The 20,268-nt window shown below is 72.4% G+C and carries 15 protein-coding genes and 1 pseudogene; 6 read left to right on the plus strand and 10 right to left on the minus strand.

Features of this window, described 5'->3' with window-relative positions; all coding sequences use genetic code 11:
• Positions 1–221: 221 nt before the first annotated feature.
• Complete coding sequence (locus DDQ41_RS00695; RefSeq protein ID WP_109292684.1) at positions 222–1,028, minus strand: MHYT domain-containing protein; 807 nt, start codon at positions 1,026–1,028, stop codon at positions 222–224.
• 298 nt (positions 1,029–1,326) lie between these two features.
• On the opposite strand from DDQ41_RS00695, the gene DDQ41_RS00700 reads away from it, so the two are divergent.
• The 3 genes from DDQ41_RS00700 to DDQ41_RS00710 all read left to right on the plus strand — a co-directional run bounded on the left by DDQ41_RS00700 (position 1,327) and on the right by DDQ41_RS00710 (position 4,793).
• Entirely contained in the window at positions 1,327–1,935 is a 609-nt protein-coding gene (locus tag DDQ41_RS00700; protein ID WP_172607779.1) for a class I SAM-dependent methyltransferase, read from the plus strand.
• Between the two features lie 362 nt (positions 1,936–2,297).
• Positions 2,298–3,101 (plus strand): hypothetical protein, encoded by an 804-nt coding sequence (locus DDQ41_RS00705; RefSeq protein ID WP_109292686.1) that lies wholly within the window; start codon positions 2,298–2,300, stop codon positions 3,099–3,101.
• Between the two features lie 303 nt (positions 3,102–3,404).
• Positions 3,405–4,793, plus strand: coding sequence for a tannase/feruloyl esterase family alpha/beta hydrolase (locus tag DDQ41_RS00710; RefSeq protein ID WP_109292687.1), 1,389 nt, complete (start codon positions 3,405–3,407; stop codon positions 4,791–4,793).
• A 201-nt stretch (positions 4,794–4,994) separates the two neighbouring features.
• Here the strand turns inward: DDQ41_RS00710 and DDQ41_RS00715 are convergent, their stop codons facing one another.
• The gene (locus DDQ41_RS00715) at positions 4,995–5,180 is read right to left on the minus strand and encodes a hypothetical protein (RefSeq protein ID WP_017950017.1); all 186 of its coding nucleotides are present in this window, start codon (positions 5,178–5,180) and stop codon (positions 4,995–4,997) included.
• Between the two features lie 522 nt (positions 5,181–5,702).
• On the opposite strand from DDQ41_RS00715, the gene DDQ41_RS00720 reads away from it, so the two are divergent.
• The 3 genes from DDQ41_RS00720 to exaC all read left to right on the plus strand — a co-directional run bounded on the left by DDQ41_RS00720 (position 5,703) and on the right by exaC (position 11,186).
• The gene (locus DDQ41_RS00720) at positions 5,703–6,980 is read left to right on the plus strand and encodes a GAF domain-containing protein (RefSeq protein ID WP_109292688.1); all 1,278 of its coding nucleotides are present in this window, start codon (positions 5,703–5,705) and stop codon (positions 6,978–6,980) included.
• Between the two features lie 367 nt (positions 6,981–7,347).
• Positions 7,348–9,132 carry a VanW family protein gene (locus DDQ41_RS00725; protein WP_109292689.1) on the plus strand — a complete coding sequence of 595 codons (1,785 nt, stop codon included), beginning with the start codon at positions 7,348–7,350 and terminating at the stop codon, positions 9,130–9,132.
• Between the two features lie 530 nt (positions 9,133–9,662).
• On the plus strand, positions 9,663–11,186 hold the full coding sequence (exaC, locus tag DDQ41_RS00730; RefSeq protein ID WP_109292690.1) for an acetaldehyde dehydrogenase ExaC: 1,524 nt from the start codon (positions 9,663–9,665) through the stop codon (positions 11,184–11,186).
• A gap of 525 nt (positions 11,187–11,711) precedes the next feature.
• On the opposite strand, the pseudogene DDQ41_RS33190 reads toward exaC, so the two are convergent.
• The 8 genes and pseudogenes from DDQ41_RS33190 to DDQ41_RS00775 all read right to left on the minus strand — a co-directional run.
• Positions 11,712–12,057: pseudogene (locus DDQ41_RS33190) on the minus strand (IS1380 family transposase); the annotation flags it as partial.
• A gap of 263 nt (positions 12,058–12,320) precedes the next feature.
• Positions 12,321–13,127: an ABC transporter ATP-binding protein gene (locus DDQ41_RS00740; protein ID WP_109292691.1), complete on the minus strand. Its 807-nt coding sequence runs from the start codon at positions 13,125–13,127 to the stop codon at positions 12,321–12,323.
• Complete coding sequence (locus DDQ41_RS00745) at positions 13,127–14,155, minus strand: FecCD family ABC transporter permease (protein WP_109292692.1); 1,029 nt, start codon at positions 14,153–14,155, stop codon at positions 13,127–13,129. The genes DDQ41_RS00740 and DDQ41_RS00745 overlap by 1 nt, the downstream gene beginning before the upstream one ends.
• A gap of 80 nt (positions 14,156–14,235) precedes the next feature.
• Positions 14,236–15,249 carry an ABC transporter substrate-binding protein gene (locus DDQ41_RS00750; RefSeq protein WP_109292693.1) on the minus strand — a complete coding sequence of 338 codons (1,014 nt, stop codon included), beginning with the start codon at positions 15,247–15,249 and terminating at the stop codon, positions 14,236–14,238.
• 159 nt (positions 15,250–15,408) lie between these two features.
• A complete protein-coding gene (locus DDQ41_RS00755) occupies positions 15,409–16,392 on the minus strand; it encodes a PLP-dependent cysteine synthase family protein (RefSeq protein WP_109292694.1) in 984 nt (327 codons plus the stop codon).
• Entirely contained in the window at positions 16,389–17,588 is a 1,200-nt protein-coding gene (gene hisC / locus DDQ41_RS00760) for a histidinol-phosphate transaminase (protein ID WP_262508316.1), read from the minus strand. Before hisC ends, DDQ41_RS00755 begins: the two co-directional genes overlap by 4 nt.
• The gene (locus DDQ41_RS00770; protein WP_262508317.1) at positions 17,585–19,273 is read right to left on the minus strand and encodes an MATE family efflux transporter; all 1,689 of its coding nucleotides are present in this window, start codon (positions 19,271–19,273) and stop codon (positions 17,585–17,587) included. Before DDQ41_RS00770 ends, hisC begins: the two co-directional genes overlap by 4 nt.
• On the minus strand, positions 19,270–20,250 hold the full coding sequence (locus DDQ41_RS00775) for an ornithine cyclodeaminase (RefSeq protein ID WP_109292695.1): 981 nt from the start codon (positions 20,248–20,250) through the stop codon (positions 19,270–19,272). The genes DDQ41_RS00770 and DDQ41_RS00775 overlap by 4 nt, the downstream gene beginning before the upstream one ends.
• Positions 20,251–20,268 lie beyond the last annotated feature (18 nt).

Raw genomic sequence — 20,268 nt, forward strand, 5'->3', positions numbered from 1 at the left:
GCGGGGCGGTTTCCGGGGCGTTCGGGCCGGGGCGGGGTTCGGGCCCGGGTGGGGATGGAGAGGCCGGGCGGGGATGGAGAGGCCGGGACGCCCCCACGAGGGCGCGGACGGCGTGGGGCCGGGACGGCGTTCGGCGGGCCCGGGACGGCACTTCGCGGGGCCCGGGGCGACCGCGGCGGGCGGGACCGCCTCGGGGGACCGCCTCGGGGGACGGCGGCGGCCTACGACGTGGCCGGCTCCGGTGCGGGCGAGGCGGGCTCGATCGCGGCCTCGGCGCTCCGCCCGGCCGACGCGTAGTCGGCCCGTTCGCGGACCGTCGGGGTGAGCGCGACGAAAGCCGAGGTGAGGAAGAGGTACGACCCCAGGCCGACGGCGAGCGGGAAGATGAACTGCATCGTCGTGGCCCCGGGCAGCACCGCGTCCGAGGGCGCGACGGTCACCCGTACGGCGAGCATGCCCGTGTAGTGCATGCTGCTGACAGCCGCGCCCATGACGAGGGAGGCCACGGCCACCGCGCGGGGCGATCTGATGTTCAGCGCGGCCCACAGGGCGGCGGTCGCGGCGACCACGGCGATGGCGATGGAAAGGGCGACGAGCAGCGGATCGTAGGTGACGTCCCCGTGCAGCCGGAGGGCCGCCATGCCGAGGTAGTGCATGCTGGCGACGCCCAGCCCGGTGGTCAGCCCGCCGAGCAGCAGGGCGCGGGGGCGTCCGCCGCTGTGGCCGACGGCGAAGACCCCGGCGCCGACCACGGTGACGGCGACGATCAGGCTGAGGATGGTGAGCGGGACGTTGTACCGGATGTCGGTTCCGGTGACACCGAAGCCGAGCATCGCCACGAAGTGCATCGTCCAGATGCCGGTGCCGATGGCGGAGGCCGCCGTGAGGAGCCAGTTGCGCCGGGAGCGGCCGGTCGCGTCGAGCGCGCGGACGGTGCAGCGCAACCCGAGGGCGGCGCCGATGCAGGCCATCGCGTACGACAGCACGGGGGTCAGCCAGCCGAATGTGGCGTGGTCCAGGTGTCCCATGGCTCAGGGACGGTAGTCCTGGTCGGGGCGGGGGACGGGGGCGCATTCCGAAAGCGGCTGGAATATGACAGCCGATGTTTCAGAACGATCGTGCCGAGGTCGTACGAGTGCGCCGCACGCCTGTTCCTGCAATCGTTCGGTGGTGCGGGCGGTTCTTCCGGCGGTTCTTCCCGCGGTTCTTCCCGCGGTGGTAACGGTGGTCGTGACGGTGGTGGTAGCGGTGGTGGTAGCGGTGCCGGCGGTTCTTCCCGCGGTGGTGCAAGTGGGGATCAGGGGGTGGGCCCGGGGCTGAGGGATCATGGGGCGCATGACCGACGACCACAGACATGTACAGGAGTTCTTCGGCGCCCGCGCGGCGGGCTGGGACACCCGGTTCCCGGACGACGGCCCCGCCTTCGCCGCGGCCGTCGCGGCGCTGGCTCCGCGGCCCGGCGGTGTGGTGCTGGACGCCGGCTGCGGCACCGGACGCGTACTCCCCCTCCTGCGCGAGGCCGTCGGCCCGCACGGCACGGTCCTCGGCGCCGACCTGACTCCCGAGATGCTGCTGGCGGCGGTGCGCGCCGGACGCGGCCGCGACGCGGCGCTGCTGCTCGCCGACGTGGCACGGCTGCCGCTGCGCACGGGGGCCGTGGACGCGGTGTTCGCCTCGGGGCTGATCGCACATCTGCCGAATCCGGCCGAGGGTCTGCGTGAACTGGCCCGGGTGGTGCGTGCGGGAGGCCGTCTCGCCCTGGTGCACCCCATCGGCCGGGCGGCCCTGGCGGACCGGCAGGGCCGCCGGCTCACGCCAGGCGACCTGCGCGCCGAGCCCAACCTCGGCCCCCTGCTGGCCGCTTCGGGATGGCGGCTGGTCTCGTACGTCGACGAGGAGGCGCTCTTCCTCGCACTGGCGCTGCGGGAGGACTGACAGCACGGGGCGGCCCGGTGGGGCCGCCGCCCGTCGGCGGCACCGCCGGGGCGGGACCACGCCGACGGGCGCGGCCGCAGGGACGGGAACGCGGACGGGGACAGGGGGACACGGGGACGGCGGGACGGCGGGACGGCGGGACGGGAAGACGGGAAGACGGGAAGACGGGGGACGGGAGCAAGGACGGAAACGAGGACGGAAACGAGGACGGGCGTCGGCCCGCGCCCTGCCCTCTCGGTGCGGCGGTGCCGCGAGGGCAGGGCGCGGCGGAAGCCGGCGCGGTTTCCTGCCGCGGACCCTCGACGGCGGGGTTACCCACTGGTTAGGGTGCGCCGACGAACGATCGGACGGGGGAGGATGCGGTGGCCGGGACGGACGGAGCGGCAGACGACGACGCGCTCTTCGTGCTGACCGCGCAACTGCTCACACCGGCGCGGTTCCCCGGGGTGCTCGGCGACGACTATCCCGCGGCGTGCGCGGCGCTCGGGCTTGCGCCCCACGGCGGCGGCTACGGACTCGTCCTCGGACAGGACGGCGCCGGAGCCCGCTGGACGGTGGTGATCGACGACGTGTCCCTGGTGGCCGTGGCCATCGCGTCGTGGGACTGCGGGATGGAGTACGACCTGTCGCCGGGCGACCGTTCGGTGGTCGCCGCACTGCCGGGCTGGCCGCTGGCCGTGGCGACGGTCGCGCCGGGTGTGCCCGCGCCCCATGACCCGGACGGGGAGGAGGTGGACGGGCCGCCGTTGGCCCCGCCCGACACCAGCGAGTGGGGTCCCGCGCAGCGTCGGCTCGGCGCGGACGAGGTCGCGTTGCAGTGGGGCGTGTGGCGCGCGCAGGTGGACGAGCAGATCACGTTCGCGCGGCCGGACGCCCTGCCGGAGGAGCGCGCGGCGCCGCACGAGGGGGTGCGCCGGGTGCTCAGGGAGCTACACGGCTATGTCGACGACGCGCCGCCGCTCGGGCGGGTCCGGTCGAGCTTCGCGTCCGACGGTGCGCGGATGCTGAGGGCGGACGGGCCGGGGTGGTCGCTGGTGGCCAGGACCGACGACATCGCCCTTGTGCTGCTTGACGAGGAGCCGGGGGAGGTCCTGCCGGTGGGACGCGGACCGGAACTGCCGGGACTGCTGGAGGCGCTGGACAGGCTGGCGGTGCGGCCTTCCTGAGGCGGGGTACGCCGACGCCCGTCGGCGCGCAACCGCACCCGTCAGCAGCCCGTCGTCGCGCCGTAAGCAGCCCGTCGTCGCCCCGCCAGCACCCCGTCGTCGCGCCGTCCGCGTACGCCGGCGCACGTGGACGAGTGCGAGCGAACCGCCGGAGAGGCTCCGCGCGAGTGTCCGCCATGCCCCACCTCCCACACATGGCCGAAGTGTTCGAGGTGTGTTCCGCGCCTATGGCCGGGCGGTATCGGCCGCAGCACGCTGAGGCTGCGCACCCACCCGTTCGTCGTTCGCCCGGAGGCCGCGGCCATGCGTCTGTTCCGTACCACACCCCGGAGAGCACCGGTGCTCACCGCCCTGCTCCTGGCACTCACCTCCGCGTCCTTCGCGGGCGCCGTCCCGGCGCAGGCAGGGGCGCCGCCGGGCCACTGCGCCCGACCGGATCGGCTCGACGTGCCCGGCGCCGCACACCAGCGGTCGGCCTGCCTCGGAGACCTGACGACGGCCGGGCTGGCCGGAACTGCGTACACCGACATGGCGGACCAGGCGGGACTCGCGGCGGCCGGCACACTCAACCCCTCGGGGGTGCCGGGCGTGCAGATCGACGGCTACTTCCCCGACGGCTCCCGCCTCAACCGGACCCACGGCTGGAACCACGACGCCCAGTTCGTCATCAGGCTGCCCGACCGGTGGAACGGGGGGCTGGTGGTCACGGGCGCTCCGGGGACCCGCCGCCAGTACGCCACCGACGCTCTGATCTCCGATCACGTACTGGCCCAGGGGTACGCGTACGCCGCCACCGACAAGGGCAACACCGGGCCCGACTTCTTCACCGACGGCCGCTCCCCCGGTGACGCCGTCGCCGAGTGGAACCGCCGGGTGACCGAGCTGACGCTGGCGGCGAAGAGCGCCGCGCGGCAGCGCTACGGCCAGGCGCCGGACCGCACGTACATGACCGGAATCTCCAACGGCGGCTACCTCACGCGCTGGCAGCTGGAGAACCGCCCGGGCCTCTACGACGGGGGCGTGGACTGGGAGGGCGCCCTGTGGACCGCACGCGGTCCGAACCTTCTCACTGACCTGCCGGTCACGGTGGCCCGCAGCCTCGGTCAGGCCGGTGACGAGGACCTGCTGGCGGCCGGCTTCGCACCGGGCTCGGAGTTCCTCTGGCCGTATCACGAGAAGGTGTACTGGGGGCTGACGCAGAAGATCTTCCGCGCCGAGTTCGACCCCGGGTACGACCGGAACTGCCCGGGCGCCTCGGCCGGCTCCACCCTTGAGGAGATCTTCTCTGCCTGCCCCTCCGACGCCGTCTACGACCTCGCGTCCCGTCCCGCCTCGGTACGGAAGGCGCTGGCGAAGGTGGCGCTCACGGGCAGGATCGGCAAGCCGATGATCACACTGCACGGCGATCTCGACACCCTGCTGCCGATCCGGCGCGACTCCGACGTGTACGCGGGGATGATCGGCGACCGGGGGCGCTCGCAGCTGCACCGCTACTACACGGTCGAGGCGGGCACCCACACGGACGCCCTGTACGACACCCATCCGGACCGGCTGCGCCCGATCCTGCCGTGCTACCGGTCGGCGTTCGCCGCACTGACCGCCTGGGTGGAAGAGGGCGCGGCGCCGCCCGCGAACCGGAGGATCCCGCGGCCCGCGGGCGGCGATGTGGTGAACTCCTGCGCGCTGAGCTGACCGTTCGGGCTCCTGCCCCGGCCCTCGCACGCCGGACGGGCCCGCCGCACGCCCGGCGGCCCTCTCCGGCATACGAGACGCCCGGGCCGACGGCACGGGGCGCGAGCCGAGGGCACGGAGCGCCGGCCGACGAGGGGGGCGGCGGACCGACGAGGGGGGCAGCGGGCCGACGAGGGGGCGGCGGCCGGAAGGCCCGACGGTTCAGCGCCCGATCTGCTTGCGGTTGTTGATCCGGCGAAGCCGGCGGCGCTGCGACGGGTCGAGCGCGAAGTAGGCCACGGCGGGTACTCCGACGATCACCAGCAGCGACATCCAGAATCCGATCAGCGGGATCAGGAGAAGGCCGACGGCCACTCCCCCGATGGCGATCTTCGCACCTGTCGACATTTCGCAGCCTCCTTCGCGGCCCCGGGGCGCCGCCTACTGCTGTGACAACGCGTCCGCGTGCCCGTCGGTTCCCTCCTCCGCCCGGAGCGCCTTCGACGGGCGCACGGCCCTCCTCCACCGTACGGCCGCCGCACTCCACCGCACGGCCGGCCGGCGAGCCGTGCCCTTCGCGTGCGGTACGTCAGGGCGGGCGGCGGGGCGCGTGGGCGCGTGTCACCGCCGGGCAGCTGCGCGACGCGAAGGTGACGGGCGGCCCGGCGCGCGGGTGCGCGAGGCTGGAGCGGGTCTGATGTGTCCACGGCCGGGTCGGGCGGCCGGGCGCGCGGGTGCGTGGGCCTCCCCGCCATCGCCATAGCGGAAGGCGACCCCGGGTGCGCGGATGCACGGGTGCACGGGTGCGCGGATGCACGGATGCACGGGTGCGCGGATGCACGGGTGCGCGCGACTGTGCGCGCCCCTTGTCGGGGGCGCCGGGCCGCACGACCATGGGCACGGACGCGGACCGGGGACCGGGAGGCCGAGTTGACGGACCCATGGGTGGCGCTGGAGCCCGACGGCGACGCCGGACGGCGGGCCGGTGCGCTGCGCCGGGCGTACGAGCAGTTCACGGCGGCGGGCCGGGTGGAGGCGGGAGTACGGCCCGTGGTGGCCGAGTCGTGGCGGCGCTCCGCGCGGGCCAGGGTCGCCCCGGAGGGCCGGGCCAGTGTGGAACTCCATGACGACGAACTGGCGGTGTACCGGGACGGGCATCCGCTGTCCCGGGTGATGCCCCTGGTCCGGGAGCTGATGGGCGTGTACGCCGTCGACGGCGAGCACCTGGTCGCGGTGTGCGACGCCCAGGCGCGGCTGCTGTGGGTGGAGGGCCACCCGGCGGCGCGGCGGCGAGCGGGGCGGATGAACTTCGTGGAGGGGGCGCGCTGGGCCGAGGCGGTGGCGGGGACGAACGCACCGGGCACGGCGCTCACGGTCGACCGCCCGGTGCAGGTGTTCGCGGCGGAGCACTTCCAGCGCCCGGTACAGGACTGGACGTGTGCCGCGGCCCCGGTCCACGACCCGCACAGCGGCCGGCTGCTGGGCGCGGTCGACATCACCGGGGGGAACGGACTGGCGCATCCCCACAGTCTGGCGTTCGTCGGTGCGGTGGCGCGGGCCGCCGAGTCGCAGCTGGCGCTGCTGGCACCCCGGCCCCGGGGCGGCGAGGCGCAGCTGACGGCACTGGGCCGAAACGAGGCGCTGCTGGTCCTTGAGGGCCGCAGGGTGCGGCTGAGCCGGCGGCACAGCGAGATCCTCGTGATGCTCGCCCACCGCCCCGAGGGGCTGAGCGGTGACGAGCTGCTGCTGGAGCTGTACGAGGACGAGCGCATCACCCCGGTCACGCTGCGCGCCGAGCTGTCCCGGTTGCGCGCACTGCTCGGCCCCCGGCTGCTGAGGTCCCGTCCGTACCGGCTGGGTGTCGCCGTCGACACCGACTTCGGCACCGTGGGCCGCCGCCTCGCCTCGGGTGGGCTCGCCACCGCGCTCGGCGGGTACACCGGGCCGCTGCTGCCCGCTTCCCGGGCGCCCGGCGTGGTACGGCTCCGCGAGCGGCTGCGGGACCAGCTGCGCACCGCCGTGATCGCCCGCGGCGACCCGGGGCTGCTGGCGGACTGGGCGTACAGCCGGTGGGGCGAGGACGATCTCGCCGTGTGGCGGGCCCTGGCCGCCGCCCTCCCCGAGCACCGCCGCCCCGCGGCGCAGGCCAGGGCCCGGGCCCTGGACCGGGAGTTCGCGGAGGGAACCCCCTCCCTCGGCCCGGAGTAGGGAACGGGGGCCAAGGCCCGGAGCGGGCATCAAACAGAGCGGGCATCAAACAGAGCGGGCATCGCCGGGGCGGGCATCAAACAGAGCGGGCATCGCCGGGGCGGGCAGCGACCGGGGCGGGCATCGACCGGGCTGATACGCCTCGGGCGTCACCGCCTCGTCGCACCCATGGGCCCATGGCCTGACCTGCGATTTCCGGCCCCTGCCGGAAGAGCGGACCACCGGGCGCCCGGCTCGTGAAAACAGTCACATTTGGGTTGCTTTCGTCCTGTTCTGGTGGATGGTGGAGGCTCCGAGAACGTTCACCGGGCTGTACCGGCGGCCCGCCAGGGCGTCGTCGCGGCCCGGCCGACGCCGAGGGAGTCTCATGGCAAGCGGAACCCGCGCATCCGGCAGCCGGCGGTTGGCTCTGACCGTCGCGGGCGGGGCGGCCGTCCTCGCCGCAGGCGGTCTGTACGCGGCCGGACTGGCGGCCGCGGACGTCCCCGACGGCACCCGGGTGCGTGGGGTCGACATCGGCGGGATGAGCCTGCCGGAGGCCCGGCGGACCCTGGACCGGGAACTCGCGGGGACGTTCACCGCTCCGCTCACGCTGAGGATCGGGGACCGGGTCGAGAGGGCTGAGCCGGCCGCGCTCGGTCTCTCCGTCGACACGGCGGCGACCGCGGACAACGCCGCCAGCGACTCGCTCGACCCCGTCAGCGTCGCAGGGAGGCTCTTCGGCACGGAGAACCGCGACATCGAGCCGGTGATACGCGTCGACGAGGAGAAGAACCGGACCGCGATCGCACGCATGGCCGCGACCGCCGAGCGGAAGGTGCGCGACGGCGGCGTATCGTTCGAGGACGGCCGGGCAACGGCGGTCGCGCCGGTCACCGGCACGTCCCTGGTGGAGGAGCGCGCCCCGGACGCCCTCTTGGACGGCTACCGGCGCGGGGACCGCTCGCCGGTCGTGATGCCGGTGAAGCTGACGGCTCCGCGCACCGACCTGGCCGAGACCGAGCGGGCCATGAACGACTTCGCCCTGCCTGCGATGTCCGGACCCGTCACCCTCACCCTCGGCGGCAGGGCGGTGACCATCGGACCGTCGGTCCTCGGTCGCCATCTGGCCATGACGCCGGGAGAGGACGGCCGGCTCACCCCGTCGCTCGACGCCGAGGGGCTGCTCGACGACCCCGGGATATCCGCCCGGATACGCGAGGCCGCGCAGGGCCCGCGCGATGCCGTACTCGGGCTCGACGGCGACCGGGTCGTCGTGACCCGGCAGGCCCGCACCGGCTACCAGGTCGAGGAACGGGACTTCGGCAAGGCCGTACTCCCCCTGCTGACCCGCGAGGGCGCGGCCCGCACCGGCGAGATCCCGGCGAAGGCCGTCCAGCCGCGGTTCACCGGCGATACCGCCCGGCGCCTCGGGATAAGGGAGAAGGTCTCCTCGTTCACCGTCGACTTCCCCGCGGCCCCCTACCGGGTGACCAACATCGCCCGCGCCGTGGAGCGGATCGACGGCTCCGTCGTCCTGCCGGGCGAGGAGTGGAGCTTCGACCGGACGGTCGGTGAGCGCACCGAGGAGAACGGCTTCGTCGACGGCATCATGATCAACAACGGCCGGTATGTGAAGTCTCCCGGCGGAGGTGTCTCGGCCGTCGCGACCACGATGTTCAACGCCGTGTTCTTCGCGGGGGTCAAGCCGGTGGAGTACCGGGCCCACTCGTTCTACATCGAGCGCTACCCGGAGGGCCGCGAGGCGACGGTGGCATGGGGCACCCTCGACCTGCGCTGGCTCAACGACTCCGGCAGCGCCGTCTATGTCAAGGCCGAGTCCACGGACACCTCGGTCACCATCTCCTTCCTCGGCACGAAGAAGTACGACGAGGTACGCGCGACCAGGGGACCGCGCACCAACGTCGAGGAACCGGGCACCCGCGAGGACGGCGGCCCGCAGTGCGAGCCCCAGACGCCACTCGAGGGCTTCGACGTCACGGTGGGGCGCCACTTCGTCAAGGACGGCCGCGAGGTCGGCCGGGAGGACTTCACCACCCACTACACACCGCGCGACGAGGTCGTCTGCACCCCGGAGGAGCCGGCCCCGGGCGAGGGCGGCGCTGAGCCCGAGCACGCTGCCGAGGACGCCGGCGCCGTCGAGCCGCACTGAGGCGCCGGCGGTCGCGGTGGGCCCGGGGCTGATCGGGCCGGGCCCGGGGACGCCGGGCCTCCCGCAGGCCCGCGGGACACGGCGGTGCCGCCGGAGCACGGTCGGCACGCCGATGACCGCCGACGGGGCACGGAGCCGCGGCGGCGGGCTCGGCGGCGCCGGGCGCCGCGGCGCTGGCCGCCGGGCGTGCGCGCTCGCGGGTTGCCGACCGTGTCGCACCGCACCCCTGCACGCAGGTAGCGCGTGGCGGTGGGCGGTGGGCGGTGGCGTACCCCACCGGAAGCCTCGCACCCTCAGCACCCGGGAGCCCTGCATCCGTACCGCGCCCTACATCCATACCGCCCTGCATCCGTACCCCTCTGCGCCCGTACCGCCCTGCATCCGTACCCCTCCGCTCCCGGGGAACGTCGCGCGTCCCACCGTGCGCCCCGGTGCGCCGGGTGCAACGGAGTTGCAACATCCGCTTCCCTAGATTCGCCGTCGAAGCGCCGTCCGGCGGAGGGCGGCGGCGAGCCCGGGAGGCCTCCGAGATGACCCGCTACGCCGCGCCCGGCACCGAGGGTGCGATCGTCACGTACGAGCCCCGCTACGACCACTGGATCGGCGGCGAGTTCGTACCGCCCGCCCGCGGCATGTACTTCGAGAACCCGAGCCCCGTGAACGGGAAGGCGTTCACCGAGATCGCCCGCGGCACGGCCGAGGACGTCGAGCGGGCCCTGGACGCCGCGCACGCGGCGGCCCCCGGCTGGGGCCGCACGGCCCCCGACGCCAGGGCCAACGTCCTGCTGAGGATCGCCGACCGGATGGAGGCGCGTCTGGAGGAACTCGCGGTCGCGGAGACCTGGGAGAACGGCAAGCCGGTCCGGGAGACGCTGGCGGCAGACATCCCGCTGGCCATCGACCACTTCCGGTACTTCGCGGGTGTGCTGCGCGCCCAGGAGGGTTCGCTCAGCGAGATCGACGACGACACCGTCGCCTACCACTTCCACGAGCCGCTCGGCGTGGTCGCCCAGATCATCCCGTGGAACTTCCCCATTCTGATGGCCGTCTGGAAGCTCGCCCCGGCCCTGGCGGCCGGCAACGCGGTGGTGCTCAAGCCCGCCGAGCAGACGCCCGCCTCGGTCCACTACTGGATGGGTCTCGTCGCCGACCTGCTGCCGCCGGGAGTGGTGAACATCGTCAACGGCTTCGGCGCGGAGGCGGGCAAGCCCCTCGCGTCGAGCCCCCGGGTGGCGAAGGTCGCGTTCACCGGCGAGACCACGACGGGGCGGCTGATCATGCAGTACGCCGCGGAGAACATCAAGCCCGTCACCCTGGAGCTGGGCGGCAAGTCGCCGAACATCTTCTTCGACGACGTCTGGTCGGCCGACGACGAGCTGAGGGACAAGGCGTTGGAGGGGTTCACCATGTTCGCCCTCAACCAGGGCGAGGTGTGCACGTGTCCGTCGCGGGCGCTGATCCAGCGGGGCCACTACGGCGAGTTCCTCGACGCGGGCATCGCGCGTACCGAGGCGATCGTCCCGGGCCACCCCCTCGACACGGACACGATGATCGGGGCGCAGGCCTCCAACGACCAGTTGCAGAAGATCCTTTCGTATCTGGACATCGGCCGGCAGGAGGGCGCGAAGATCCTCACGGGTGGTCAGCGCATCGAGTACGACGGCGAGCTGGCGGGCGGCTACTACGTCGAGCCGACGATCTTCGAGGGCGACAACCGGATGCGGGTCTTCCAGGAGGAGATCTTCGGGCCGGTCGTCGCGGTGACCTCCTTCGCCGACTTCGACGACGCGATCAAGACGGCGAACGACACCCTCTACGGCCTCGGCGCCGGGGTCTGGACGCGCGACGTCAACCAGGCGTACCGCGCCGGCCGAGCGATCCAGGCCGGCCGGGTCTGGACGAACTGCTACCACGCCTACCCCGCGCACGCCGCCTTCGGCGGCTACAAGCAGTCAGGTATCGGCCGTGAGACGCACAAGATGATGCTGGACCACTACCAGCAGACGAAGAACCTGCTGGTGAGCTACTCGCCGAAGAAGCTCGGCTTCTTCTAGCGGCACGAAAGACGGCACTGTGAGATCCGCAGGTGGATGACCTCCGCCGGACGCATGGCCGCGTAGTACATGCAGCCGAAGAACGCCTCAAGGTGCGGGCCACGTCCCCGTTGTTTGCCAACAGCGGCCAGCAGGCGAGCAACCGGGGTCGGGTTCGGCACACAGGCCGGGTCCACTTCCTCACTCACCCCAGGGGCCTGCCACCTGACCCTTGCGAGCGGGTTCTCCCCGAAGTATCCCTTGTCGACGGCAGTTCCGAGGACCTCGCTGAAGGCCGATTTCTTTCCGCAGGGCGGTCTTCGCCGCAGCGGACTCGCCGTCGATCCTCCGCCCAAGCGCGCCCAACGCCCGGCCCACGACATCTGGTTCCGTCAGCCTGGATCCACCGCGTGAATTCTGATCTTCAGTATCGGGTGGGCTCGGGGTGATCTTTCGGGGTGCGGGCAGCGCGATGGGCCGGGTGGCCGTCCGGTGCGGGGTCTCCGAGGTCCTTCCGGATCGTGGGCGGCAGGGTGGTCGCCCGGTTCAGGTGAGCATGCGCTGGCCGGTGGCTGTCCACAGGCCGGTGAAGTCGTCGGCCCACCGCCAGTGCCTGGGCAGGTGGAGGGTGAAGCGGCGGGCTCCGGCGGCGATCCGGGCGGGGATGTCGATCAGGTGGCGGCGGATGGTGCCGGTCCTCGCCCTGGCGTGGAAGGCGGAGGCGAGGTGGCCGCTCGCGCGGGTGAGGTTGTAAGGGGTGGCCGCCAGGGGGCCAGGCGGCGTTCGCGGTGAACTTCCCCGACGGCAGGTGGGCGAGCGCGGAGTCTTCCAGGTCGGCGAAGACCTGCTCGATCACGGCGTGTTCGCGGTGCATCGGCTCGGCCTGGGCCAGGACGAAGGGGCATGGTCACGAAGGCCGGACTCCGCACCGTGTCCGCCACCCGCCGCGCCAGCGGTGGGGGCGGACACTACGGCTCGAAACCGTCACGACTCGATGTCAGGCGACTGCCGCGCTTTGCGGGGTGAGCCAGAAATCGAGCAGGGCGGAGGCCACTTCGGATGGTTTGTGCACATTTCCTCATGACCACGAGACGCCCGTTCTCAGAACCTCGGGATCCAGGGTCTCGCGTGTCCAGGATCGAGAGTCGAGACCCATCAACGTCCCTGCGGTTGAGTGGCGGCCGTCCGGTCGGCGGTGGCGCCCAGGTAGGTGATGCGGAGGGTGCCGGTGGCGGGTTCGCGGTCGACGAGTACCCGGACGCCGTAGACCGACTCGATCAGGTCGGGGGTCAGCACGGCCTCCGGGGAGCCCCCGGCGGCCACCTGCCCCCGGTCGAGGACGACGACGTGGTCGCAGTACCGGGCGGCGAGGTTGAGGTCGTGCAGGGCGACGACGCAGGTGACGTCCAGGTGCGTCAGCAGGTCGAGCAGTTCGAGCTGGTGGCGGATGTCGAGGTGGTTGGTGGGTTCGTCGAGGAGGATCTCCCGGGGCTCCTGGGCGAGGGCGCGGGCGAGTTGGGTGCGCTGCTTCTCCCCTCCGGAGAGGGTGTGCCAGCTCCGGTGCTGCTTGTCGCTGATCTCGGTCCGTTCCAGCGCCGCGTCGACGATCCGCCGGTCGCGCTCGGTCAGCGCGTCGAAGCGGCCGCGGAACGGTGTGCGGCCGAGTTCCACGACCTGGCGGACGTTGACGTGGTGGTGGGCGGACACGTCCTGTTCGACGACGGCGAGCCGCCGGGCCCGCACCCTGCGGCCGAGGTCGTCCAGGCTGGTGTCGTCGTAGCGGATGGTTCCGGTGTCGGGGCGGCGCAGACCGGCGAGCAGGCGCAGCAGTGTCGACTTGCCCGAGCCGTTGGGGCCGAGGAGGCCGACGGTCTTCCCGTCCGGGGCCGCCATGTCGATGCCGTCGAGCAGCCGGTGGCCCTTGACCGACCAGGAGAGTCGGGTGGTGGTGATGCGGCCCATCAGGACTCCAGACGCTTCAGGACCAGTGCGAAGGCGGGCGCGCCGAGCAGCGCGGTGATGACGCCGGCGGGCAGTTCGTGGGGCGCGAACGCCGTGCGTGCGAACACGTCCACCCAGATGAGGAAGACGGCGCCGACGATCGCGGACAGGGGAAGCAGGGCGCGGTGCGTCGGACCGGCCAGGATGCGGACGGCATGCGGGACGAGCAGCCCGATGAAGCCGATCGCGCCGGAGGCGGCCACGGCGGCCGCCGTCATGACCGAGGTCAGCACCATCAGCCGGACGCGGGCCGCGGTGACGTTGACGCCCAGGGTTTCGGCGGAGTCCCACCCGAAGGTGAAGGCGTCGAGGGCGGGCGCGAGGAACTGCACGGCGACCACCCCGATCAGGATGATCACGACGGTGACGGCCGCCCCTTCCCACCGGGCGCCCGCGAGGGTGCCGAGCAGCCAGTAGGTGAAGCCCCGGGTGGAGTCGGCGTCCCCGCCGACCATGAGGATCACCGAGGTGACCGCGGCGAAGAACTGGGACACCAGCACGCCGGTCAGCACCACGCGGGAGGGGCTGGCGACGCGCCCCCCGCCGAGCAGGAGCAGCAGTACGCCGAAGGAGACCAGGCCGCCGGCGAAGGCTCCGGTCGACAGGGAGATGCTTCCGCCGACGCCCAGCAGGAGCACGGCGACCGCGCCGGTGGAGGCGCCGGAGGAGACTCCCAGCAGGTAGGGGTCGGCCAGGGGGTTCCTGGTGACCGCCTGGAGGATCGCTCCGGAGACCGCGAGGGCCATGCCGACGGCGGCGGCCAGCAGCACGCGCGGGAAGCGGGACTCCCAGATCAGGGCGTCATGGAGTCCCGGGAGCGGCGCGGTGGGGGCGATGGAGTCCAGGCCGATATGCCGCAGGATCGTCGAGACGACGTCCAGGGGCTGGATGTCCGCGCTCCCGAACAGTGTCGCGGTGACGACCGACACCAGCAGTCCGGCCGCGGCCAGGAGGAGGAGCGCCGCCGTGCGGGCGCGCCGCGCGCCCACCGGAACCGTCGCGCGGCTGGGGGCCGGGTTCCTGGTGGGCGCGGCGGACTTGTGTGAACCGGTGGTCATGGGGTTCGCGACTACCCGAGCTTGTTCAGGCCGTCGACGAGCGCGGGAACGGCGGACGCGCTGCCGTATCCCGGGTCCATGTGGGTGCCGGGGATGGTGATGAACCGGTCGCCCTTCACCGCGGGGAGCTTGCTGGTGAGGGGGTCCTTCTTCAGCAGTTCGATCTTCTCCTCGGCCGTGTCGTTGGGTTCGCCCCGGGTGAGGTCGGCCAGGATGATGACGTCCGGGTTGCGGGCGGCGGCCTCGTCCCAACTCACCTCGGCCCATTTGGACTTGGCGTCGGCGAAGATGTTCTCGACTCCGACGAGTTCCGAGATGTGCTGCGGCAGGCCACCGGGGCCGGCGGCCCACGGAGTGCCCTCGAAGGTGGAGTAGAACCACATCACCTTCAACGGCTCGTCCCGCTTCTCGACCTCGCCGACGGCCTTGTCCACCAGGGCCTTCTGCGCGGCCGCGAGCTTCTCCCCCGCCTCGGGGACGTTCATGATCTTCCCCAGTCGGCGGTACTCCTCGAAGAGCATGTCGAAGTCCGCGTCGGCAACGGCCTCGTGGTAGGAGCAGTCGAACTCGGTCAGATAGGTGGGCACGCCCAGGTCGTGCAGTTCCTTGCGGTCGCCGGCCTCCTCCTTGGTGAGGAAGCTCGCGAACGAGCTGTAGACGAAGTCGGGCTGCGCCTCCAGCAGTTTCTCGTGCTTGACCGTGTCGCCCTTCGCAGACAGCTGCGGGATCTTCCCGTACTGCTCGGCGATCGCGTCCGGGGTCTTCTCGATCTCGTATCCCGACCCGATGATCCGGTCGCCCACCCCGAGGTGGATGAGGATCTCCGCGGCGGTCTGGTTGAGGGTGACGACCTTCTCAGGCGCGGCCTTGTAGGTCACGTCGACGCCGCAGTTCTCGAGGGTGAGCGGATAGGCCGCCGCGCCCTTCGCGGACTTCGCGTCCTGCCCGCCGTCGTCGGGGGACCGGTCTGCGGCGCACCCCGCGACCGCCAGTATCGCCAGGGCCGTACACGTTCTGATTATCATTTTCGTTTTCATCAGCGGCAGAGTACCAGGTCGCGGCGGGGAGTGAAGCGGGCCCCGGCTCGGCCGGGTAAACCGCCGGACCGCCCGGCGGGCCGGGCCGGCGCACCGGTGGATGCCACCGGTGCGCCGGGTGTCCCGCCCGTTCCGGCGGTGCGGGCGCTATCGCAGCATCGCGGCCAGCCGACGGACGACCTGCTCGTCGAACAGGCCGTTGGCCGCCATCCAGTCGTCGTTGAACACGGTGTCCAGGTACTTGTCGCCGCCGTCGCAGACCAGCACGACGATGACGGTCCCGGCCCCCGCGCCCTGCGCCCGCTCCAGGGCCTTGTAGACCACGCCGCCCGCCGAACCGCCGATCAGGATGCCGAAGTTCCTGGCCAGGTAGCGGCAGGTCTCGAAGGCCTCCGAGTCACTGGCCTTGAGCCCCTGGTCGATCAGTTCGTAGTCGACGACACCGCCGATCTCCGAGCCCTCGGGGGTACCGGTACCGGACTGGTGGTAGGGCGCGCCCCGGCCGCCGAAGACGACGGACCCCACCGGCTCGACACCGATGACCTTCAGGTCCGGGATGCGTTCCCGCAGGACGCGGCCGGTGCCGCAGAGCGAACCACCGGTGCCGACGGCCCCGTACAGGTAGTGGATGCCGTCACCGAGATCGTCGTGCAGCTCGCGGGCGAGCGGCCGGTAGCCGTTGGGGTTGCCCTGGTTGCGGTGCTGCGCGGTCCAGTACGCGCCGTGCTCGGCCGCGAGCCGCTCGGCCACGGTGTCGCGTTCGGCGGTGGCGAGGCCTTCCTCGTCCCCGGCGACGTTGAGGATGTCGGCCCCGTAGGCGAGCATGCCGCGCAGTTTGTCGGTGCTGGAGTGGTTGTCCACCACGGCGGTGAACTTGTATCCGCGTTCGGCGGCGATGAGCGCCAGACCGAGCCCGGTGTTGCCCGAGGTGGACTCGACCAGCCATCCGCCGGGGGTGAGCAGCCCGGCCTCCTCCGCCTCCTCGACCATGCTCCTGGCCATCCGGATCTTGGCGGTGCCGGTGGGGTTGTACTGCTCCAACTTCAGCACGACCGTCGCCGAACCGTCCGCAACCGGCAGTTCGAGCAGGGGCGTTCGCCCGATCAGATCGGATATCCTGGTTCTTATCACGACTTGCCCTTCGCGCAGATCTCCGTCAGGCACCGCACGAAGACGTCGTTGTCCTCGGGGGTCGACAGGGAGGCTCGGATGTGGTTCTCGTATCCCGGCTCTCGCCACGCCTTGACGATGATTCCGGCGCGGTGCAGTTCCCGGGCGACCCGGTCGGAGCGGCGGCCGGTGTCGATGAACAGGAAGTTGGTCGACGACGGGACCACGCCCAGTCCCGCGGCACGCAGCCGGCCGGTGACCCTGGCGATCTCCAGACGGGTCCGGCGGACCGTCTCCGCCAGGTGGCGATGATCGCCCAGCGCGGCGACGGCGGCGTCCTGGGCCGGCCGGTTGACGTTGTACGGGGTGCGGACCCGGTCCAGTGCCTGGATCAGGACCGCGTCGGAGGCGATGCCGTACCCCACCCGGACGCCCGCCAGACCGTAGGCCTTGGAGAAGGTGCGCAGCACGATCCACGGCCGGTCCAGGCCGCGCAGGGCCTCCAGCCCGTCGGGGTACTCCGGGTCGCACCGGGCGAACTCGCCGTACGCCTCGTCGAGTACCAGCAGGGCCGACCGCGGGGTCGCGGCCACGACGTGCTCCAGCTGGCCGGCCCTGAGCATCGCCCCGGTGGGGTTGCACGGGTTGGCGAGGAAGACGAGCTTCGGGCCGGCGGCCAGTGCGGCACGCCAGGCGTCCGCGTCGAACCCGAAGTCCGCGGTGACCGGGACCTTCTCGACCCGGGCGCCCATGACCCGGGGGAAGGTCTCGTGCAGGCTGAACCCGGGCGCCTGGGTGACGACCAGGTCACCGGGGTCGAGTACGGCCTGGCACAGCAGTTCCAGGATGTTCTCCGATCCGTTGCCGAGCACAACCCGCCCGGCCGGCACGTCCAGACTCCTCCCGACGGCGTCGGCCAGCCGTCTGCCGGTGGGGTCGGGGTAGCGGCTGACGCCGTCGGCCAGGCCCAGCCGTACGGCTTCGGCGACCGCCGGAGAGACACCGAACGGGCTCTCGTTGTTGGACAGTTTGATCACGCGGCGGGTGCCGCTGAGGGCGGCCACCTCGTCCGGGTCGGCGCCGGGGTCGTAGCGGGGCAGGCCCGCCACTTCGCTGCGTATCAGGGAGGCCGTGGCGGCCGGGGCCGGGGCCGCGGAGGCAGAGGCAGAGGCAGAGGCAGAGGCGGCAGAGGCGGAGGCGGCGAGGGCGTGGTTCATGAGGACTCCGGTTCCGGGACGGATGCGCCGGCGGCTGCTCGGTGGAGCCGGTCGGCTCGGCGCAGGAACGCGACCAGCAGGATGGCGGCGGTGGCGGCGAGGCCGATGGTCTGGCCGATCCAGACGCCCTCGACGCCCCAGCCGGCACCCACCCCGAGCAGACAGCCCGCGGGCAGCCCGATCAGCCAGTAGCCGACGAGGGAGATCCGGAACGGCCCGGCGGTGTCCCCGATGCCGCGCAGGATGCCGTTGCCGATGTTCTGCGCCGCGTCGAAGACCTGCATCAGTGCGGCGATCAGCAGTCCGGTCGCGGTCAGCGCGAGGATGTCCGCGTTGCCTGCGTGCTCGGCCGAGATGAAGAGGGACACGATCGGCTCCGGGAACGCCAGGTAGGCGACGGCGACGACCAGCATGGCGATGACGCCCCAGCCCGTACCGAGGAGCCCCGTTCTGCGTGCTGTCACATAGTCGTCGGCACCGGCGGCCTCGCTGATGTGGATCGACGCCGCGTGCGACAGTCCGGCGGAGATCATGAAGACGATGTAGACGATCTGGTTCAGCACGGTCTGTGCGGCCAGGGCGTCGACACCGAGGGTTCCGATGACCAGCGTGAGCACACTGAAGAACCCCGCCTCCGAGGCGTATGTGCCCGAGATCGGCAGGCCCAGGCGCCAGACCGACCGGACCGCGTCCCCGGACCAGCGCCGCGCGCCGGGCGAGACGAGGTACGGGCGGAGGACTCCGTCGCGCAGGACCACCGCGACGAACGCCAGGAAGGACAGCAGGAACACCGTGACGGTGGCGATCGCCACACCGACGAAGCCGAACGCGGGCAGGCCGAACTTGCCGTAGATCAGCGCGTAGTTCAGACCGATGGTCACGACGACCGAGGCCAGTGTGATGGCCAGCAGCGGACCGGGCCGCTTGAGGCCGGTGGTGAAGTGCCGCAGGTTCTGGAACCACAGGCAGGGCAGCATGCCCGGCGCCAGGACCGTCAGGAACTCGCCGGCCTTGCCGACCACCTCCGGGTCCTGCCCCAGGAGGACGAGCAGCGGGCCGATCAGCAGGAGCACCGCGCAGAACACCACACCGCACACGGTCGCCCAGAAGAACCCCGCGAACAGCAGCGCGCCGATCCGCTCCCGGTCGTCCCGCACCCGTGCCTCGGCCACCAGGTTGCCGACTCCGGTGACCAGCCCGGTGCCGGTGGTGCGCAACTGGTTGAACAGCGCGATGGCCAGGCCGGCGGCGGCGATCTCGACCGCGCCGAGCCTGCCCAGCATCACGATGTCCACGGTGGTCAGCGCTACATAGGCGAAGTTGGTCAGGATCAGCGGGAGCGCGAGCCTGAGCAGCGCCCGTGAGTTCCGGACCCACCAGCCGACGCCGTTGCCTGCCGTCCCGGTCGTGCCGTTCGCACTGGCCGCCTCCGCGGTGCCGGCCGACTCCGCCGCACCGGCCGTGCCGTTCGTGCCGGCCGACTCCGCCGCACCGGCCGTGCCGGACGACGCTGCCGTACCGCTCGTACCGGTCGTACTGGTCGTACCGGCCGTACCGTTCGCACTGGCCGCACTGGCCGCACTGGCCGCCTCTGCGGTGCCGGCCGACTCCGCCGCACCGGCCGTGCCGTTCGTGCCGGTCGACTCCGCCGTACCGCTCGTGCCGTTCGTTCGGGTGCCGCTCACCAGAAGTTGACCTTTTCCCCGCGCCCGGCCGCCCGTGCGAGGTCGGCTATGTACCGGCCAAGCGCGGCGTCGGTGACCGCCATACCGCTGTTGTAGGCGAAGACCACATCGTCCGGATGGCGCCGGGCGGGGGCCCGGCCGAGCAGGACGTCCGGCAACTGGGCGTCGACCGACGGCGGAGTGCCGTCCGCACCCCGCAGGTCGTCGCAGGTGGCGTGCATCTGGGCGGTGTCCGTGGCGATCCGGTAGTCCGCGCCGTGGCACACGTCGGCGTGTACGCCGTAGCCGAGCAGTACCGCGACCGAGCCCGGCTTCATCCAGTCGCGCCGGACCTCCTCCGTGGCGGAGAGGCCCGCGGCGCCGATCACGATGTCGGCCGCACCGGCGGCGGTCCGGAGGTCCCCGACGATCTCGACCTCGCGGCCGTCGACGCTGTCCCGGACGGCGCGCAGACCGTCCGGGTAGGTGCCGAACACCTGCAACCGCTCCAGCTCGGGCAGCGCCGCCAGCAGCATCGGCAGGGCCGCCTGCCCCTGGACTCCGGTGCCGACGACCAGGGCGCTCCGCGCGTCGGGGCAGGCCTCGCGGGCGAACAGCGCGGTGGTGGCCGAGGACCGCAGCGGGCCGAGCTTCACCACGTCCATCAGGGCGATCGGCTCCCCGGTGGTGTCGTCGACGAGGAAGACGAACGAGTGGAACCGGTAGCCGTCACGGGTGCGGCGCGGGTCGAACTCGTAGACGGCCTTGAAGCACACGGTGCCGCTGCCGCCGTCCCGGGCCACCATCGAATAGCTGAGGGAGTGGTGGCCGGGATCGTCGATGATCGTCTTGACGGGGTTGTTCGAACCGCCTTCGCGCAGCGCGCGGTAGGCCCGCTCGACGACCGCGATCACCTGCCGGTGGTCGAGGTCCAGCCCTTCCTGCTGCGACTGCGGCAGCAGCCACAACTGCCCGGGCGGGGCGTAGCTCGGTGACATACGAGGGTTCTCCTCTGG

This window comes from Streptomyces spongiicola (genome assembly GCF_003122365.1).
In the GTDB taxonomy this organism is placed as follows: Bacteria; Actinomycetota; Actinomycetes; order Streptomycetales; family Streptomycetaceae; genus Streptomyces; species Streptomyces spongiicola.

What these genes read in the sequence shown, in the direction of transcription:
- DDQ41_RS00695 (WP_109292684.1), bottom strand. Translation starts at nt 1,028, where the DNA reads ATGGGACACCTGGACCACGCCACATTCGGCTGGCTGACCCCCGTGCTG.
- DDQ41_RS00700 (WP_172607779.1), top strand. Translation starts at nt 1,327, where the DNA reads ATGGGGCGCATGACCGACGACCACAGACATGTACAGGAGTTCTTCGGC.
- DDQ41_RS00710 (WP_109292687.1), top strand. Translation starts at nt 3,405, where the DNA reads ATGCGTCTGTTCCGTACCACACCCCGGAGAGCACCGGTGCTCACCGCC.
- DDQ41_RS00715 (WP_017950017.1), bottom strand. Translation starts at nt 5,180, where the DNA reads ATGTCGACAGGTGCGAAGATCGCCATCGGGGGAGTGGCCGTCGGCCTT.
- DDQ41_RS00725 (WP_109292689.1), top strand. Translation starts at nt 7,348, where the DNA reads ATGGCAAGCGGAACCCGCGCATCCGGCAGCCGGCGGTTGGCTCTGACC.
- exaC (WP_109292690.1), top strand. Translation starts at nt 9,663, where the DNA reads ATGACCCGCTACGCCGCGCCCGGCACCGAGGGTGCGATCGTCACGTAC.
- DDQ41_RS00740 (WP_109292691.1), bottom strand. Translation starts at nt 13,127, where the DNA reads ATGGGCCGCATCACCACCACCCGACTCTCCTGGTCGGTCAAGGGCCAC.
- DDQ41_RS00750 (WP_109292693.1), bottom strand. Translation starts at nt 15,249, where the DNA reads ATGATAATCAGAACGTGTACGGCCCTGGCGATACTGGCGGTCGCGGGG.
- hisC (WP_262508316.1), bottom strand. Translation starts at nt 17,588, where the DNA reads ATGAACCACGCCCTCGCCGCCTCCGCCTCTGCCGCCTCTGCCTCTGCC.
- DDQ41_RS00775 (WP_109292695.1), bottom strand. Translation starts at nt 20,250, where the DNA reads ATGTCACCGAGCTACGCCCCGCCCGGGCAGTTGTGGCTGCTGCCGCAG.